Origin of the sequence: Nocardia gipuzkoensis (genome assembly GCF_021183645.1) — a bacterium.
Taxonomy (GTDB): domain Bacteria; phylum Actinomycetota; class Actinomycetes; order Mycobacteriales; family Mycobacteriaceae; genus Nocardia; species Nocardia abscessus.
In genome coordinates this window covers 6,918,536-6,935,615 of record NZ_CP089225.1, presented here as the reverse complement: position 1 = coordinate 6,935,615, position 17,080 = coordinate 6,918,536, and the positions used below count along the sequence as shown (strand labels likewise).

Sequence of the window (17,080 nt, the reverse complement as noted above, 5' to 3'; positions counted from 1 at the left end):
TCGACGCGGGCCTGCTCGGCGGTGGTTTGTCACGCGTCGTGGATTATCGAGCCGGAGAACTGCATGGTGATCGAAGTCGCGTTCGACAAGTCGGTTGTCGACAGGTCGACCATGATGCACCATCCGGCGAAGGGTGTCGGTTCGAAGTAGGCGTAGCTCACCTCCTGGTCGAGGGCGCCGTCGACTTCGACGTAACCGTAAGTTCCGTCGTCGAAGCTCCAGTCGGGTGGTCCGTTCTTCTTGGCGGTGACCCGGTACTCGAAGTCGAGAGCCAAAGGCTTGGAAGTGAATTGATACGTTTTCCCTCGATAGCGATCGAGGTAGTTGCCTTGGTTGCCGAGGGTCAGGTTGATCGAGCTGCCGTTTCGCGGTGCGGCTTTGTCCACCCATATCCGGACGCGGGTGAGCCGGACTCGGCCGAAACCGGCGAACTCGTCGGTGTCCAGGGGTACCTCGAAGCGGGCGGTCCCTGTCTTCTTGAATTGGGCGAGGACGTCGGGGGCGTTTGTGCTGTCGATGGTGTATCTCTTGTCGGCCAGGATCTGCGGCGGCGGGGAGAAGTGTTCCAGCGCAGTCGCGGAGTCCATGGTGATGCTTGTCAGGTTCGTCAGTCCGGCATCGAGTTCGCCGATGCTGTCGAGGATGCGTGGGCGGACTACCGAGGGTGCCAGTGCCCAGTAGAAGTACGAGGCGCGGTAGCCCTGTAGGGCGGTGAACAGTGAGCTCTTGGTGTCGAGGTAGCGCTGGTACAGCTGCTGCATCAGCGCTGCTAGGGGAGCCTCGCCGTGGACCAGGGAGTCCAGGTACTGCTGCAGTTGCTGCTGTTCCTGTTCGGCCAATTGTTTTTGCAGGCTGACCGCGGCGTACTGCTGGCCGGCCGCGACCGCGGCCGCTTGGGCGGCAGCCAATTCCTGCCCGTGGATGGCGACGGCGTCGACGGCTAGTTCGAGCTCGCGTGCGTAGCGGATGCCTTTCTGGACCGGATCGGCGAGCATGGCGTCGGTGTTTTGCTGGTAGATCCGCCACTGGAAGGTCGCGGTGAGATCCGCCCCGCCGGTGTCGAGGTTCATGTCCCGTAGCTTGGCGGCGTATTCCTCGGCGTCGTGGAAGTTCTCGACGGCGTCGACGATCTCCTTCGACAGGTCGTAGACCTTTTTCAGTGCCTCCGCGATTTTTTTGAGCTCGTCCATGCAGTTTTTGAGGCTCGCGGCCAGGTTCGCGATGTCACTGCCGGCCTGGGCGGCGGCTTCCACCGCCTCCGCTCCCTCGATCGCGCTGCCCGCGGCGGCGGCGCCTACGGCAGGGTCGCCGACGAACATGGCGCCGATCCCGACGCCGAAGGTGATGACCGCGGTGCTGAGGTCGATGATCGCCTCGAGGATCTGTTGATTCTTCCATTCGGGTACGCCGATCTCCTCGAAGTCGATCTGGGTCTCCTCGGCAGTGTCCTGAGCCGCCGTCAGCCGTTGCTGCGCGGCGGCGACCGCGGCGCTGGCGTTGTCGAAGTTGTCTTTCGCCTGAGCCAGTAGTTGAGTGGCGTATTGGGTCTCGTAGGTCTTGTTCGCCAGCAGCGTCTTGGCGAGCTGGATGAAGTTGTCGGTGACGACGGTCTGGGTGCTGAGGGCCTGGTAGTCGGCCTCGTACTGTTTGGCTTCGGCGACGAAGGCCTTCGCGAGGTCGGTGTAGACCTGACGACTCAGATACGGGACGAAGACTGTCCCATCGGATTCCGCGTTCAACTGCGCGGTGAGCAGTGCCAGCAGCGAGGAGCTGCGCAGGAGCACGCCCAGCAGCTCGATGTTGTAGCCCGACCAGTTCTTCAGCCATGTCAGCTGGCGTAGCGCCAGGTCCGGATGGGTGTCGTAGAGCAGCGAGGCGAACACGAACTCGGTGCGCAGTGCCTGTTGGAAGTAGTCCGGGGCAGACAGGGCCGCGACCCCCTGGGCCCGGTCCAGAGGGCTTTGGACCGGACCACTGCCCTCGACATACTTGATCAGCACGCCGCCGGAGGGCGGTGGAGCATCGATGACGGGTAGAGCGATGGTCTGCTGGGAGGCGACCACAGCCTGACCCTGCACGCTGCCTGCCAGCTCGTCGCAGAAGAGCACGAATCGGGCACCGTGATCGTTTCGGTAATCGAGGGTCACGGTGAACGGCTCATCGCTCTGCATCCGTCGCGCCTGGATCCACAGAACAGTGCGCTTCAGCTGCCACGAGATTCCGGCAGGTACGTTCACGACGTCGGCTACCAGCGTCACCAGGACAGGATCGAAACCCGAGTTGTGCAACGCGGTCTGTACCTCGCCCAGGTCGAGGTACATGGCCCGGAACACCGCGTAGGTGGCGTCGATCACGGTGGCCGAACAGCAGGGCACGTTGCCCTGCTGTTCGATGTCACCGTAGAGCGTGCGCCAATCGTAGGACTGCGCCGCAACGACATTCATGGCGCGGTCCTACACGCCCGCCAGGACGAGGTTCGGCGTGATAAGGGTCTCCAGCCGCCATGCCTCCACCGTCCACTGGTTGCGCTGCTGCTCAGTGACGTAGGCATTCATGCGGAAGCTGTCGGCCTCCTCGGCCACCGCGGCCCACTTACGGATGGCCGCGTCGACGCCCAGGTCCATGATGAGCGGGGGAACCTGCTCGATGTTCTTGTCGATCATCGTCCGGATCGTCTCGAGGTCGCTCGAGATGGCCCCCCAAACGCCCTCGATCTTCTGGATTACCGGCAGCACCGCGGTGAGGTCCTGCCCGATCGTCGTGGAGCTGTCCTTGGCGGATTCGACGGCGTGCATCAGGTTCGCGTAGGCGGCGTACTTCGCCTCCAGCGAATTGATGAGGTCCTTGGCGGCATTGATCCTGTGCAGGGCCTCCACGGCGCGACTGCCGTAGACGCCTGCCACGACTGATGCCGCGATGAAGCCGGGCAGTCCCAGCCACGCGTAGGTCGGCGTCGTCGCGGCCACCACGACATCGTGGTTGTACTCGTCGTTCGCTGCCTTCAGTACGGCCTTCGCGTCGGCGATCTGCTTCGTGACCTCGGCGACGTCCTTGCTGGCTTTGCCGTACTTGTCGTTGTAGTACGCGACGAGGCCACCGTCACCGCCCGTCCCCACCATCGTCGTCTTGTCCGTCTCGGTGTCCTTCGCGAACTGATGGATTTGGGCGGTGACTGCGGTCGCTTTCTGCACCCGCGTGTCGGCGTCCTTCTTCAACACGTCCAGAATCGCCTTCAGCTTGTCTTTCGCCTGCTGGTCGTTCGGGTTGTCCATCAGTTTTTGCGCCAGGTCCTTGATGGGCGGGTAATAGATGGGCGCTTTGTTCGAACCGTAATCGTTGATGTCGCTGGCCAGGCTGATCGTGGCAGGATAGATCGTCTCGCGCCACGTCGTGACGTGCTTGTTGATCTCCTGGTAGGCGTCGATCAACTTGGTGAAGTCGGACAGGTCGCTGGGCGCGCCCGAGCCCAAGTTGTTCCGGAACTGGGTCTCGGTTGTCGGGAGAACAAGGGCCTCCTGAACGTAGGCCTGGATTCTGACCCACTCGGCCCGGCTCAGCGTAAACGCCGGCCCGCCCTGCTCGCCCGGGTCTGCCAGTTCCCGGGGCCCGATATTCAACTCCGCCATCGCAGAATCTCCTTCCAGGTGGTTGCAGTGACAGTCACCGGAGCGCGCCTGCGAGGACGCGGTTCGGCGTGATGAGGGTCGCCAGCCGCCATCCCTCCACGGTCCACTGCTCGAAACCGTCGGGCTGCTCGCTGACGTGGGCGTTCCTGAGGAATTTCTCGGCCTCCTGGGCCACCGCGGCCCACTTGGCGATGGCCGCGTCGACGCCCAGGTCCATGATGATCGGGGGGACCTGAGCGATGTTGTTGTCGATCAAGTCGAGGATGTACCCGAGGTCGTCGAACAAAGCCCCCCATACTCCCTCGATCTTCTGGACCACCGGGAGAACCGCTGTGATGTCCTGCGCGATCGTCGAGGAACTCTGCTGAGCGGACCGAGCGGCGTTCATCAGATTCGCGTCGGCGGCCAACTCGGCTTCCAGCTTGTTGATCTGCGCCTTGGCGGCTTTCACTCGTTTCAGGGCCTCGACAGCGCGAGCGCCGTATTCACCGGCCACGACCGCTCCGGCGATGAACCCGGGCAATCCCAGCCACGCGTAGGCCGGCGTTGTCGACGCCACCACCACATCGTGGTTGTACTCGTCGTTCGCCGCCTTCAGCACAGTCTTCTCGTCGGCGATCTCCTTCGTGACGTCGGCGACGGCCTGGCTGGCTCGACCGTATTTCTTGTCGTAGTACGCGACCAGGCCACCATTGCCGTCCGTCCCCACCAGCGTTGTTTTGTCGGTTTCGATGTCATACGCGAACTGGAAAGTCGTGCTCGAGACCAAGCGCGCCCACTGTACCTGCTTGTCGGCCTCGCCCCGCAACGTCTTGAGAACCGACTTCAAGTCGTTCTTCGCCTGCTGATCGTTCGGATTGTTCATCAGCCGTTGCGCCAGGTCCTTGATGGGCGGGTAGTAGACCGGGACCTTGTCCCTGCCGTACTGAAGGATGTTGCTGGCCACGCTGATCGCCTTGGGATAGATAGAGTCACGCCAATTCTTGCCGTCATCATTGATCAGCCGATAGACATTGATCAGTTTGGTGAAGTCGGACAGGTCATTGGGCGCGCCCGGGCCCAATGAATTCCTGAACTCGGACTGCGTCGTCGGAAGGACGAGCGCATCCTGGACGAAGACCTGGATCTTGATCCACTCGGGCCGGCTGAGAATGAAATTCGGCCCGCCCTGCACGCCGGGCTCGGACAACTCTCCGGGTCCGATATCCAAACTGGTCATCGATGACCTCCTTGTTGAGGGAAACCGACCGGATAGCACCAGCGGATGTCCTCTGTCGCTTTCGGGCACCGACTGTAGTCAGAGCATCGGTATCAACATGCCCGCAACGCAATGCGCGACCAGTCGACCGATCGGCGGGTGCGATGGGGAAGATGGTTTCCGAACTCGAGCCTCACCAGGTTCGTAGATTTCGCGGCCGACAGTGGCACCAGGTCTGCGGCGGTACGCGATCGCGCGCGCACGCGGATGCTGATTCGACTTGTGCCCTTTGCTGAGAGCCCTGTCCTGGCTCCACTCAGTTTGCGCCGCAAGTACGTGTCGTGTCGACATGATCGCCCCTAACGACTCCGCTACTATTCCACGGTCTGCGGCCGCAGCCATTTTCAGACCTGAGGTCTGCAATGGGCAGAGTTTCGAATGGCCGGCTTCGTTCTCGCGCGCCGTCGAAGAAGGGCGTCACGTCCTGGGCCGGCGACAGATCCCTCGGGGTGGTTTCTTCCCTGATGACTCCGCCTGCAAGTGCAGATGCACAATCGGCGCGCCCCGGATCGGACCCGGCCGTCGAGCAGCAGACAGGGCGTGGGCGATACGCCCTCCGGGCACTTTTGTCATGCATTCTCCGAAAATTTGCAGAGGATGCATTCTTTTTCGGCCCGCGGGGCATTCGGGCAGCGTCGATCTGCAAATATGCGCAGATACCGCTCGAAAGCAGCGGCAGCGGTATGGATGTGGTGATGGGACGTCAGTAGTCTTGATCTTCACCGCATTCAACAGGATGCTTCGAAGTGGTTGGCATGCCGCATGTTTCGTATTGCAACCGCCGGTGATTCGCGCGGGACGGTTCGGTGGCCGATCGGTGATCAAAAGCCTCGGGTGGCAAGTTGGTCAACCGGTGTCGATCGAGCCCAGCCAGGGACTGCTGCGCATCACCCATGCGCCCGAGAGCGAGTCATCCGTGGCGGCGGACGGCTACCTGTTCCTTCCGGTCGTGGCGCGGCGCGACTCTGCGGACCGGACAGCGGGTTCTGATGGCCGGTGGGCTGTTCGGGCCAGGCAAATCGTTGGCCGATCGGCTGCGCCGCGACGGCGCCCACGACGTCCTCATCTTGGCGGAGGCGGAGTTGGATCGCTGCCGGTGGGCGGTGTACAGGGTCCGCCGCTGCTAAACCGCACCCGCCCGCGCCTGGCGCTCGGTCGACATCGTTGCCCGCGGCAGCCGCGCCGAAACCGGGGAGATGCCGGGTCGGATCGCCGCAGGGTTGCGGGTCCGTGCGCGCTCGACGGTGATCACGCCCGGGTCTGGCTGACCGCGCAGGCGACGACGTATCCGCGTGCCGCCAACTTCGGATATTTCGGCACCGGAAGCAGCGGTGGGATCCTGCGCGGGAAGCGTGTCGTTTGCCACCCTTGTGGGACCATCGCGTTGCCAGTCGTGAGGTCAGCGACTGCAAGTGATCCACTGCGAGAACATCCCAGATACGCCAGTACACCGATCATGGCCACGACAGTGACTATCGTTGCCGATCGTCTGCGTGTGGGTGTTCTGGGCAGGCCCTGCCAGTGCGGTGTGATGCTGGATTCGGCGCAGCACCACACCGCACTGGGTAGAGCGGCTTTCGGCATGTTGCCTGGAGGAGTGTTCACCGAAACTCGGCGGAGACCTGGTTCCCAGGAGGTCTTCCAGTGCGAACCTGGGCTGTATGGCGTGAGTCTACGGCCTGCGAGTCTGATGATCCGACCAGCGGGCCGGACCGCGTATGATGACCAGCACGTGGCGTGCGAGTATGCAGAAGATTAACGATCGTGACCGAGGATCAGTCGGACGAGTCCAGCGAGTCGGCAACCTCAACGCAGTCCACACGAGTTTTGTGTTACGCGGGTTCAACAGCTCACCACCATTTTTGCGGTACACGTCGAAGGCTTTCCGCGACGGCGGGTTCGATCTGGCCTGCCCGCCACCTGCACGGCACGGGCACTGAGGTTTCGCTTCGAGTTCGAAATCACAGAATGGAGTGATCATGGCGACTGGTAACGGCGACTGGTCGAAACCAGCGATGATGGCTATCCCCAAGGACGGATACTTCGAACTCGAGCGCGGTCGATACGGCCCGATCTTCCCCAGAACCCCGGCCTGCTATGGGTTTACGATCATCGCAAAAGTCATTCCCGGACGCGAGGACGCCATCCGCGAGCACGGCAAAGCATTGGAGGCTGCGGTAACTGCTGATCCGTGGGTGCTGGCGCCGCTGAAACTGCACTACCTGAAATGGCAACTCTTCGAGATCGAGGGCGCAACGTACTTCCAGTATCAGGGCATCTTCGACACCGACTTCGACAAGTACACCGAGGATGCGGTGATGCTGTTCAGTCAATCGGGTATCGCTACCACCTTCGAGAATCTGGAAGGATTCCCAGAGGATTGGAAGGAACGCCCCGAAAAGTTTGTCGAGTTCGTGCGCACTCACCACGTCCCGAGCTTCGTCGAGTACGGCGAATACCCGTACGTGACATCGGATGAGATCAAAAAGGCGCTGCGACTCAAAGCCGCGTTCTCTGACATGCTGGATCAGATGCAGTAACCGCCCTGACAACTGGCGCAAGGCGCAGGGAACTGCGGAGTCGCCGATATCGCATAGCTGCGGAGCGGCCGGGGTCGCCCGACCAGTCCCGCCGGAGCGCTGCGACGGGTATCCCACCCAGCCAACGTCCGCCCTTGCCGGATATCGTTCATGTGGCTGGCTTGTACCACCGACGAGAGCACCCCCGGATTCATCTCCGCCAAACGCGATTTCGCGATCGGCCTCGGCCGCGACATCGCCTACGCCGAGAAGCTGGTGCATTCGCCGGGGCTGCCGCTGCACCACAACGCCACCGCGGTCCCGATCGGCGGCGGCTGCAAGGTTCACGAGCGTCACGACTGCGCACAGCGGGCGTTCCCGCAGCTCGGACGCGCTAACCGCGTCGACGGCAACCGGGCAGCCAACATCCCCTCCACCCCTGCCGACATTCCCGCGGACGACCGGAACTGATCACCCGGCCGCCTCCCACCGTACGCCAGGGTCGGCGACCACCACCGCATATTCGGCAGTGGCCGCGGACCCCTACGCGCACATCCAGTGAGGTTGCCCCAGTTTCCCGGACGAGTTCGGTGTAATGGCTACGCAGCCAGTTCGGTGGCGGTGTGAGCCCGTTCATACTGTACGTTCATACTGTACGGGGCTGAGCATTCCTATTCTGGAGTGCCGCCGGATCGGGTTGTAGAACGCTTCGATGTAGTCGAATATCGCGTTGGCCAGTTCCTGCCGGGTTGGCCGATGGCGCATATCGAGTAGTTCGAGTTGCATTGTGCCGAAGAAGCTTTCGACCATGCTGTTGTCGAAGCAATCCCCGATCGTTCCCATCGAACCGAGCAGCCCCGCGGTGCGGATACGCTGGCCGAAGGCCCAGCTGGTGTATTGTCCATGCACCACAACCGGTCCGGGCCGTCGGCTGTGAACCGCCGGTTGACCAGGCCCGGGTGCGGATCGGCCAGCGGATCGGTGACCGTGCACCCGCGTCGCCGCCGGAACACGCCCTGCAATCCGGCGCAGCGCATGAGCCGGGCTAGCCGTTTGCGGCCGGTTTGGATACCGAGGCCCAGCCGCAGCCCGGCATGCACTCGTGGAGCGCCGTAGGTGCCGCGTGAGGCGGTGTGGATCTCGGTGATAGTCGCGGTCAGCTCGGCATCAGCGCGTGCTCGCGCCGAAAGGCCACGCTGTTTCCATTCGTAGTACCCGGAGGTCGACACGCCCAGGGCACGGCACGACACCGTGACGGGCACGCCGGCCTCGGCCAGCTCGGCGACCACCGGGAACACTATTTTGGGAGGACGTTCTCCCGGGCGAAGCAGGCTGCCGCTTTGCGCAGGACCTCGTTTTCCAGTTCGAGCTGCCGGTTCTTACGCCGCAACTCGGCCAGTTCCTTACGTTCGGCACTGCTCACGCCCTCACGCTTGCCTTCGTCGACCTCGGCGCGGGCGAGCCAGTTCCGCAGGCACGATTCCGAGATACCCAAGTTCTTGGCGACCCGTCCAACCGACTTGTCACTGGTACGGGCGAGCTCGATCGCGCGCTGCCGGAACTCCGGCGGGTGTGCTGCAGGCATCCAGACTCCTCTCGGAGGCGAGTATCTCGCCTCACCATCGGCGTCCGGGAAACCGGGGCGATCTCAGGCCCGCGAGACCGGCCTCATGGATGCCCTATTCAGCCGCGGCGTCGAACCCTGCCCTCCGCTGCTCCAGAAGGCCGACGCGAACTGGTTGGTTGCCGACCACGAGAACGATGGATTGTTCGAACTAGTCGGTGATGATCGGCCTGATGTAGTCGCGGGCGAACGCGGTGAGCCCCGAGTCCAGGTCGATGGCGCCGATCGGTTGCAGGATCAGCGAGTGCACGATACGGCAGACGACCTCGACGCGTACGTCCAGGTCGGGAACCTCGGGGAAGCCCTTCTCGCGCATCGCGTTTCGCAGGACCTCGGTCGTCGCGGCGACCGACATCATGAAGAAGGCGCCGCCCTCGGTGGTGAGCTGCGGGAGTAGTCGGTCGGGCTCGAGGGTCAGCATCCGTTGCACCAGTGGATGGGTGCGCCAGCGGGTGAGGACGGTGGCGAACACGTCGACAACCAAGCCCTCCAGGGTGTCGTGCCGGGCCGGGAGTTCGCCGAGTTCGGCGAGCAACTTGCGCACCTCCCGCTCGGTGACCGCGCGCACGACATCGTCCCGGGCGCCGACGCGCCGATAGACGGTCACCCGGTCGACACCGGCCTTGCGGGCGATGTCCTCGATGGTCGTCTTCTTCACGCCCACCTGCCCGAACTGGATGAGGGCTGCTTCGAGGATCCGTTCCTCGATGGTTTCGGCTGTGTTTTCCGAGGTGGCGGCAGTGGTGGACACACCTCGACGCTAGCACCGATCACCATCATTGCAACATTGCAAGTCGATTTGTCGCTGCAACATTGCCATAAGAAATGTGGCGATGTACGGTTGGCTGTATGGCTGATCACAGTGCAACGAAGCGCTCCTATCAGGACGAGGCCCACGCGATCCACGCCCGTGACGTCCACTTCGACTTCTCCTCGGTGCCGATGCACTACATCCCGGGCGAGGTCGTCGCGACACACGTCACCAACGTGATGCACCTGGTGCTGCCCGAAGGCGAACGGGCGATGGCGGCCTGCTTGGCCGAGGCCCTCCCCTTCATCAAGGATGAACGCCTGCGTGAAGAGGTGACCGGATTCATCGGCCAGGAGTCGACGCATGCCAGTAGCCATGAGGGTGCCCGTAAGCACCTGCAGTCGCTCGGTCTGGACGTCGAGTCCTACGTAAGCAAGGTCGCCTGGCTGGTTGACCGGGTCCTGGGCGATCACGACCTCAGCGGCAGGGCCAAGGAGCAGTGGCTCAAAGAGCGTCTCGGCCTGTTCGCGGGCATGGAGCATTTCACCGCGGTGATCGGCGAGTGGCTGCTCGAGGCCGAGGCCCTCGAAGCCGCCGGCATGCACCCGACGATGCTGGATCTGGTCCGCTGGCACGGCGCGGAGGAGGTCGAACACCGCAGCGTCGTCTTCGACGCCTACATGTACCTCGACGGCGGTTACGCGCGTCGGGCTCGCACGGGATTGCTCGCCACCGTATTACTCCTGCCGCTCTTCGTGATCTCCACGGCGTACCTGTATCGCAAAGACCCCAGTACGAACAAAGGCAGATTCTGGGGTGCGCAGTTCGTGAGCGCGACCGTGCGGGGGGTGATTCCCAGTTTCACGACCTTCTTCACGGAAATGCCGCGTTACCTGCGGCCGAGTTTCCATCCCTCACAGCTGGGGTCGATGGACAGCGCGCTGCGCTATCTCGCGCACTCTCCGGCGGCGCGCGCATGACCAGCACCGACGACGCCGCCACGCCGAGCCTTCGAGCGTTCGGCGTCGCCATGGACATCTACAAGAAGGTGTTCACAACCCCCGCGCTCTCCCGCCCGAAGCCGGTGCGATTCAACGGATTCGAGCTCGACACCGTGGTCGAGTCAGTGCGCGCCGAGGCCGATGACGTCGCGTCGCTCACTCTGGTGGGCCGGGACGAACAGCCCCTGCCGTCATGGCGGCCGGGTTCGCATCTCGATGTGTTTCTGCCGTCGGGACGACAGCGGCAGTATTCGTTGTGCGGGGATCCCCGGGATCGGCGGCGCTACCGCATCGCCGTGCGCCGCATCGCCGACGGAGACGGCGGATCACTGGAAGTGCATGCGATGCAACCGGGCGACGCGCTGCGAATTCGGGGGCCGCGCAATGCGTTCACTTATATCGAGAACGCGCCGTCCTACCTGTTCCTCGCCGCTGGCATCGGGATCACCCCCATCCTGCCGATGGTCAGGGAGACCGGTGAACGTGGGCGACTGGTGTATCTGGGGCGCTCCCGGTCGACCATGCCGTTCCTGAGCGAACTACCGCTCGACACCGACATCCGTCCCGACGACGAATACGGCGCACCCGATGTCCCCGCCATCCTCGCCCAAGCGGAACCTGGTGCGGCCGTATATGTTTGCGGGCCGCCCCCGGTGCTGGAGGCCGCGCAGCAACACCTGTTCCGGCTCAATCCCACCGCATCGCTGCATACCGAGCGCTTCTCCGCGCTGCCGGTGACCGACGGCCGCGAGTTCGACCTGACTTTGGCGCGAACCGGGGTCGATGTCCGGGTCGGCAGCCAGGAAACGGCTCTCGAAGCACTCCGCCGGGTCAAGCCCGACGTGCTGTACTCCTGCCGTCAAGGGTTCTGCGGCACGTGCAAGACCCGCGTGCTCTCCGGCGACATCGACCACCGCGACCGGTTGCTCAGCGACACCGAACGCCCCGACCACATGTTGACCTGTGTCTCCCGTTCCACCGACGGACCTCTCGTCCTCGATCTCTGACCGTGAAAGGCAATCCGGTCTTATGACTGCACGCTTCGTGCTGGCGAACTCCGACGACGCATTCCTCGCCGGCGCCGCCCGCCGCTACACCCATTTCGTCGACATCTCACAACCGCCGCAGCGCGTCTGGGCGGCATTGACCTCCGACGATGCCCTCGTGTCCTGGTCGCCGCTGATCACCGCGGCTCGCTGGACCTCGCCCCGGCCGTTCGGTGTCGGCACCACCCGCGTGGTCACCCTCGGCGGTGTCGCGCGCCTGGAGGAACGGTTCTACCGCTGGGAGGAAGGCTCACATATGACCTTCACCGTCGACGCCGCCTCGATTCCGGGCTTGAAGCGGTTCGCCGAGGACATCGCCCTACAGCCGACCCCCGACGGGACACGGCTGATCTGGACGTTCGCGCTCGAAGGCAACCCCTTGCTGCGCCCGCTGCTGGCCGCAGCGAGCCCGGTCAACCACTTCGTCACGAAATCGATTGCCCGCGGGATCCGCCGGGCGGTCCCCACTACGGCGCAGGAGGCCGGTCGATGACTGCCACCGAGACGCAGCCCGCCGCGCAGGACAGCATGTTCGAGGTGTGTAACCCGGCGTCCGGCCTGGTCGTCGGCCGGTACCCGAACCGGACTCCGGCGCAGGTCGAGGCCGCGGTCGCGCGCGCTCAGGAAGCCGCGGCCGATTGGGCCGCATTGGGTTTCGCCGACCGCGGGCGGGTGCTGGACCGCTGGCGGGCCGAGATCACGCGCGGCCGTGACGATCTCGCGCGCCTCATGCATCAGGAGATGGGCAAGCCGATCTCCGATGCCAAGCTCGAGATCGTGATGGCGCTCGAGCACCTGAAATGGGCGGCGCGCAATGCTCAGCGCGTGCTCGGCCGCCGTGCGGTGGGATCGAGCTTGCTCACCCTCAACCAGGCGTCCAGTGTCGAGTACCGTCCGTTCGGCGTCGTCGGCATCATCGGGCCCTGGAACTATCCGGTATTCACGCCGCTGAGTTCGATCTCGTTCGCGCTCGCCGCAGGCAACGCGGTGGTGTTCAAACCGAGCGAGTACACCCCGGGGGTCGGGCTCTGGCTCGCCGAAGCATTCACCCGGGTGCTGCCGGCGAGACCGGTGTTACAGGTGGTCACCGGGGCGGGCGAGACAGGCGCGGCACTGTGCCGCAGCCGGGTCGGCAAGATCGGATTCACCGGATCTACCGAGACCGGAAAACGTGTTCTTGCCGCGTGCGCCGAGCACCTCACCCCCGTCCTGATGGAGTGCGGCGGCAAGGACGCGCTGATCGTCGACGCGGACGCCGACCTCGACGCCGCGGCCGACGCGGCGATCTGGGGCGGTATGTCCAATGCGGGCCAAACCTGTCTCGGTGTCGAGCGGGTATATGTCCACACGGCCATTTACGACGAATTCCTCGGCAAACTCCGCACTCTGGCCGGTGACCTGCGCGCCGGAACCGGCACGGCGCAGATCGGCCCGATCACCATGCCCAAGCAACTCGAGGTGATCCGCCGGCACCTGGACGACGCGATCGCCCGCGGCGGGCGCGCGCTACTCGGCGGCTCCGAATCGATCAGCGGTCAGTTCGTGCAGCCGACCATCCTGGTCGATGTCCCCGAGGATGCCGCCGCCGTGGTTGAGGAGACCTTCGGGCCGACACTCACCGTCGCCCGCGTGGCCGACATGGACGAGGCCGTCGAACGGGTCAACGCGAGCGAATACGGCCTCGGCGCCACTGTTTTCGCCCGGCGCGACGGCGTGGCGATCGCGGACCGGATCAACAGCGGCGCTACCTCCATCAACGCCTTCGTCGCTCACGCCACCGTCCCGGCACTTCCGCTGGGCGGAGTCGGGGCGTCCGGATTCGGCCGCGTGCACGGCCCAGATGGCCTGCGCGAATTCACCTATGCCAAAGCGACCACGCGGCAGCGTTTTCCCTCCCCGCTGGCGCTCACGACGTTCAGGCGCAGTGCACGCGTGGACTTCGTGGTCGATGTGCTGACCGCGGCACTGCACGGAAGGATCGGCTGACCCATGACCGCACACGACATCGAGCACCGGCAGATCGTCATTCTCGGCGCGGGCTTCGGTGGGATCGGCCTGGCTATCAAGCTGCGCGCGGCCGGATTCGACGACCTCGTGCTGATCGAACGCGCCGAAGACCTCGGCGGCACCTGGCAGGCCAATACCTACCCGGGCTGTGCGTGCGATGTGCCCTCGCAGCTGTACAGCTACTCCTTCGCACCGAACCCGGATTGGTCGCGTACCTACGGCGGCCAACGCGAAATTCTGGACTACATTCGCTCGGTAGCGACGAAACACGATGTGGTGCGCCATATTCGGCTGAGCACCGAACTCCTCGGCGCGCGATGGGACGAAGCAGCATCGGTCTGGCGGGTCGAAACCTCGCGCGGGCCCCTCACCGCCGACTACTTCATCTCCGCCGCCGGGATCTTCGCCGAAGCGAAGTACCCGGATCTGCCGGGCCTGGACACTTTCGAAGGCAAGGCCTTCCATTCGCTGCACTGGGACCACGACCACGACCTGTCCGGCGAACGGGTAGCCGTGATCGGCACCGGAGCGTCGGCCGTTCAGTTCGTGCCCGAGATTCAGCCGAAGGTCGCGTCGCTGACCGTCTTTCAGCGGTCTGCCCCCTGGATCGTGCCGCGGATGGATCGCCGGACGCGGGCGCTGGAACGCCTGCTGTTGCGTCGGGTTCCCCTGACCCAGAAGGCAGTTCGCGGCACCTGGTACACCCTGATCGAAAGCTTCGGCCTGGTCGGCTTCGTGGACAATCGATTCCGGCACCCGTTCGAACTGCTCGGCCGCTTCCAGCTGCGCCGCCAGATCCGCGACGAGGCGTTACGTGCGCGAGTCACGCCGGACTACATAATCGGCTGCAAACGGGCCATCTTCTCCGATGCCTACCTGCCCGCGCTGGATCAGGACAACGTCGACGTCGTGACCGACGGCATCGAAGAGGTCCGGCCGCACTCGATCCTGACTCGGGCCGGGGTGGAGATTCCGGCGGACACCATCATCTACGGCACCGGATTCACCTCCATCCCGACCGCATACGAACGGATCGTCGGCCGCGAGAACCTGTCCATCGCCGATCTGTATCACAAGCAGCCGCAGACCTACCTCGGCGCGGCCGTCGCGGGCTTCCCGAACTTCTTCTGCACGCTCGGGCCGTTCGGCGCGGCCGGCAATCAGTCCGCCATCTTCATGATCGAGTCGCAGATCGCCTACATCGTCGACGCCCTGTCGACGCTGCGCACCCGGGGCGCGAGGCGGGTCGAGCTGCGACCCATCGTCCAGGAAAGGTTCGTCGAGGAGATGCGGCGGCGCAGCGCCGAAACCGTCTGGCTCACCGGCGGCTGCGAGAGCTACTACACCACCGCCGAGGGCGGCAACGCCGGGCTGTATCCGAGCTGGAGCTTCGAATATCGCAAGCGCACCGAACGGTTCGACGCCGAAGCCTACGAGGTGCTCTGATGACACGCAATCCGCTGAGCCGGTTCGCTGGCTCGAGTTACGACGTCAGCGGAAAGGTCGTGCTGATCACCGGCGCCGGACAGGGCATCGGCCGCGAACTCGCGAACCTCCTGCACGCCCGGGGCGCGACCGTAGTTGTCTGCGACATCGATGAGATCACGGCGCGTGCAACGGCATCCCTGCTCGGCTCCCCCGCGTATCCGATCGCCGCCGATGTCGCCGACCGTACGCGGATGGAACAGGTCGTGGCGGAGGTGGTGCAGCGGTTCGGCCGCCTCGACGTCGTGGTCGCCAATGCCGGTGTCACTCCCGTTCCCGCCACGGTGCGCACGCTGGATCCGGCCGACTTCGACCGGGTCGTCGGCATCAATCTCACCGGGGTTTTCAATACCGTGCACCCCGCACTCGATCACATCGTCCAGGCCAAAGGTCATGTCGTGGTCGTCTCCTCGTGTGCCGCGTTCGCCCCTGGGATGGGCGGTTCGCCGTACATGGTCAGCAAGGCCGCGGTGGAACAGCTCGGGCGCGCCTTACGGGTCGAACTCGCTGCCGTGGGTGCGAGCGCCGGCATCGCCTACTTCGGCATTGTCGAGACCGCCATGACCCACGACATGCTCGATACCGACGAGCTGGGCCGTCGGCTCGACGCCATGCTGCCTTGGCCGCTACGGGTGCGGATCACCGCGAAACAGGCCGCGCGCAGCATCGTAGACGGCATCGCGCGGCGTGCCCCGCGCACGATCGCACCCGCCGGCTGGGAGCCCTACGCGCTGCTGCGGGGTGTGGTCAACGTCGTTCTCGACAACCGCCTCGCGGCGAGTTCGTCCGTGCACGAGGTGCTTCGCACCATCGAGGCGCGCCGATGACCGCCCTCGTCGAGCGCGGATCTTTCCGGGCCCGCGCGGTGCGGCGCTTGTCGACGCACACCATCCGGCGGCTCGGTGCGCTCGCGCCGGTGAACCCGACGACCCTGGCCGCGATCCGGCCCCTGATCGACCGCACCTTGCGGGCCGCGGCGCCCACTCTGCGCGGCACCGCGATCCGGGTCGTGCACGGGCCGGTTCGGGGCGAATGGGTGTACGGCCCGCGCGCCACCCGCACCGACCACGTCGTGCTGTATATCCACGGTGGTGGATTCGTGGCCGGGTCCGCGGCGGGTTATCGCGGCGTTGCCGCACGAATATCCACCGCGACCCGGATGCCGGTCTTCACCCTCGGCTACCGCCTGGCACCCGAACATCCATATCCCGCAGCACCGTTGGATGTCGCGCGCGGCTACCGGTGGCTGCTGAAGCAGGGCTACCGTCCCGAGCAGGTGATCGTCGCGGGTGACTCGGCCGGAGGTTTCCTGGCCGCGGACCTGATACTCGCCATCGGACAGTCGGCGGTGCCGCAGCCCGGCGCACTGGTCCTGTTCTCCCCCATGACCGATCTGAGCCTCACGCTCGCCACCGGCCATGCCAACGCCACGCTCGACGGCTTGTTGACGGTGCCGATGTCGCGCCACGCCATCGCGCAGTTCACCGACCTGCCACTGGAATTACGGCCCGAACCCGGGATGTCGCTTCCGCCCGCGCTGATCCACACCAGCGACACCGAGTTCTTCAGCAACGACGCCACGACGCTGGCGAACCGTTGGACGGCAGCGGGCGCACACTGCGAGCTGCAGGTCTGGCCCGACCAGATGCACGTCTTCCAGGCTCTGCCGGCGCTCATCCCCGAATCCCGCTTCGCCTACCGCGCGGCAGGCCGATTTGTCACCTCGATCCTCGAACCCTCGACCGCCGCCAGTTGATTCAGAA

At 64.8% G+C, this 17,080-nt stretch carries 15 protein-coding genes and 1 pseudogene; 9 read left to right on the top strand and 7 right to left on the bottom strand.

Annotated features, from left to right (window positions below; translation table 11 throughout):
• Positions 1-29 precede the first annotated feature (29 nt).
• The 3 genes from LTT66_RS31660 to LTT66_RS31650 are packed head-to-tail and all read right to left on the bottom strand — an operon-like array spanning position 30 to position 4,845.
• On the bottom strand, positions 30-2,444 hold the full coding sequence (locus LTT66_RS31660) for a hypothetical protein (RefSeq protein ID WP_233062193.1): 2,415 nt from the start codon (positions 2,442-2,444) through the stop codon (positions 30-32).
• Between the two features lie 9 nt (positions 2,445-2,453).
• On the bottom strand, positions 2,454-3,626 hold the full coding sequence (locus tag LTT66_RS31655) for an alpha-xenorhabdolysin family binary toxin subunit A (protein ID WP_233062192.1): 1,173 nt from the start codon (positions 3,624-3,626) through the stop codon (positions 2,454-2,456).
• A 34-nt stretch (positions 3,627-3,660) separates the two neighbouring features.
• Positions 3,661-4,845, bottom strand: a complete 1,185-nt coding sequence (locus LTT66_RS31650; RefSeq protein WP_233062191.1) for an alpha-xenorhabdolysin family binary toxin subunit A — start codon at positions 4,843-4,845, stop codon at positions 3,661-3,663.
• 2,018 nt (positions 4,846-6,863) lie between these two features.
• On the opposite strand from LTT66_RS31650, the gene LTT66_RS31645 reads away from it, so the two are divergent.
• The gene (locus LTT66_RS31645) at positions 6,864-7,424 is read left to right on the top strand and encodes a hypothetical protein (RefSeq protein WP_233062190.1); all 561 of its coding nucleotides are present in this window, start codon (positions 6,864-6,866) and stop codon (positions 7,422-7,424) included.
• A gap of 150 nt (positions 7,425-7,574) precedes the next feature.
• The gene (locus tag LTT66_RS31640) at positions 7,575-7,874 is read left to right on the top strand and encodes a short-chain fatty acyl-CoA regulator family protein (RefSeq protein WP_233062189.1); all 300 of its coding nucleotides are present in this window, start codon (positions 7,575-7,577) and stop codon (positions 7,872-7,874) included.
• Between the two features lie 162 nt (positions 7,875-8,036).
• Here LTT66_RS31640 and LTT66_RS31635 read toward each other — a convergent pair whose 3' ends face one another.
• From LTT66_RS31635 to LTT66_RS31625, 4 genes and pseudogenes are all read right to left on the bottom strand, one after another.
• A complete protein-coding gene (locus tag LTT66_RS31635; RefSeq protein ID WP_233062188.1) occupies positions 8,037-8,315 on the bottom strand; it encodes an IS3 family transposase in 279 nt (92 codons plus the stop codon).
• Between the two features lie 143 nt (positions 8,316-8,458).
• Positions 8,459-8,632 (bottom strand): annotated as a pseudogene (locus LTT66_RS37545) (IS3 family transposase); the annotation flags it as partial.
• Between the two features lie 68 nt (positions 8,633-8,700).
• Positions 8,701-8,988, bottom strand: a complete 288-nt coding sequence (locus tag LTT66_RS31630) for a transposase (protein ID WP_233062187.1) — start codon at positions 8,986-8,988, stop codon at positions 8,701-8,703.
• A gap of 190 nt (positions 8,989-9,178) precedes the next feature.
• Positions 9,179-9,778, bottom strand: a complete 600-nt coding sequence (locus tag LTT66_RS31625) for a TetR/AcrR family transcriptional regulator (protein WP_233062186.1) — start codon at positions 9,776-9,778, stop codon at positions 9,179-9,181.
• Between the two features lie 98 nt (positions 9,779-9,876).
• Between LTT66_RS31625 and LTT66_RS31620 the strand changes: the two genes are divergently transcribed.
• From LTT66_RS31620 to LTT66_RS31590, 7 genes are read left to right on the top strand one after another with little or no spacing between them, the layout of a single operon-like run.
• Positions 9,877-10,758, top strand: a complete 882-nt coding sequence (locus tag LTT66_RS31620) for a metal-dependent hydrolase (protein ID WP_233062185.1) — start codon at positions 9,877-9,879, stop codon at positions 10,756-10,758.
• Positions 10,755-11,786 carry a PDR/VanB family oxidoreductase gene (locus tag LTT66_RS31615; protein ID WP_408638697.1) on the top strand — a complete coding sequence of 344 codons (1,032 nt, stop codon included), beginning with the start codon at positions 10,755-10,757 and terminating at the stop codon, positions 11,784-11,786. Before LTT66_RS31620 ends, LTT66_RS31615 begins: the two co-directional genes overlap by 4 nt.
• Positions 11,787-11,808: 22 nt before the next feature.
• Positions 11,809-12,318, top strand: a complete 510-nt coding sequence (locus LTT66_RS31610; protein ID WP_233062184.1) for an SRPBCC family protein — start codon at positions 11,809-11,811, stop codon at positions 12,316-12,318.
• Positions 12,315-13,811, top strand: coding sequence for an aldehyde dehydrogenase family protein (locus LTT66_RS31605; RefSeq protein WP_233062183.1), 1,497 nt, complete (start codon positions 12,315-12,317; stop codon positions 13,809-13,811). Before LTT66_RS31610 ends, LTT66_RS31605 begins: the two co-directional genes overlap by 4 nt.
• A 3-nt stretch (positions 13,812-13,814) precedes the next feature.
• Positions 13,815-15,278, top strand: coding sequence for a flavin-containing monooxygenase (locus LTT66_RS31600; protein ID WP_233062182.1), 1,464 nt, complete (start codon positions 13,815-13,817; stop codon positions 15,276-15,278).
• Complete coding sequence (locus LTT66_RS31595) at positions 15,278-16,144, top strand: SDR family oxidoreductase (RefSeq protein WP_233062181.1); 867 nt, start codon at positions 15,278-15,280, stop codon at positions 16,142-16,144. The genes LTT66_RS31600 and LTT66_RS31595 overlap by 1 nt, the downstream gene beginning before the upstream one ends.
• Positions 16,141-17,073, top strand: coding sequence for an alpha/beta hydrolase (locus tag LTT66_RS31590; protein WP_233062180.1), 933 nt, complete (start codon positions 16,141-16,143; stop codon positions 17,071-17,073). The genes LTT66_RS31595 and LTT66_RS31590 overlap by 4 nt, the downstream gene beginning before the upstream one ends.
• The last annotated feature ends 7 nt before the right edge of the window (positions 17,074-17,080 follow it).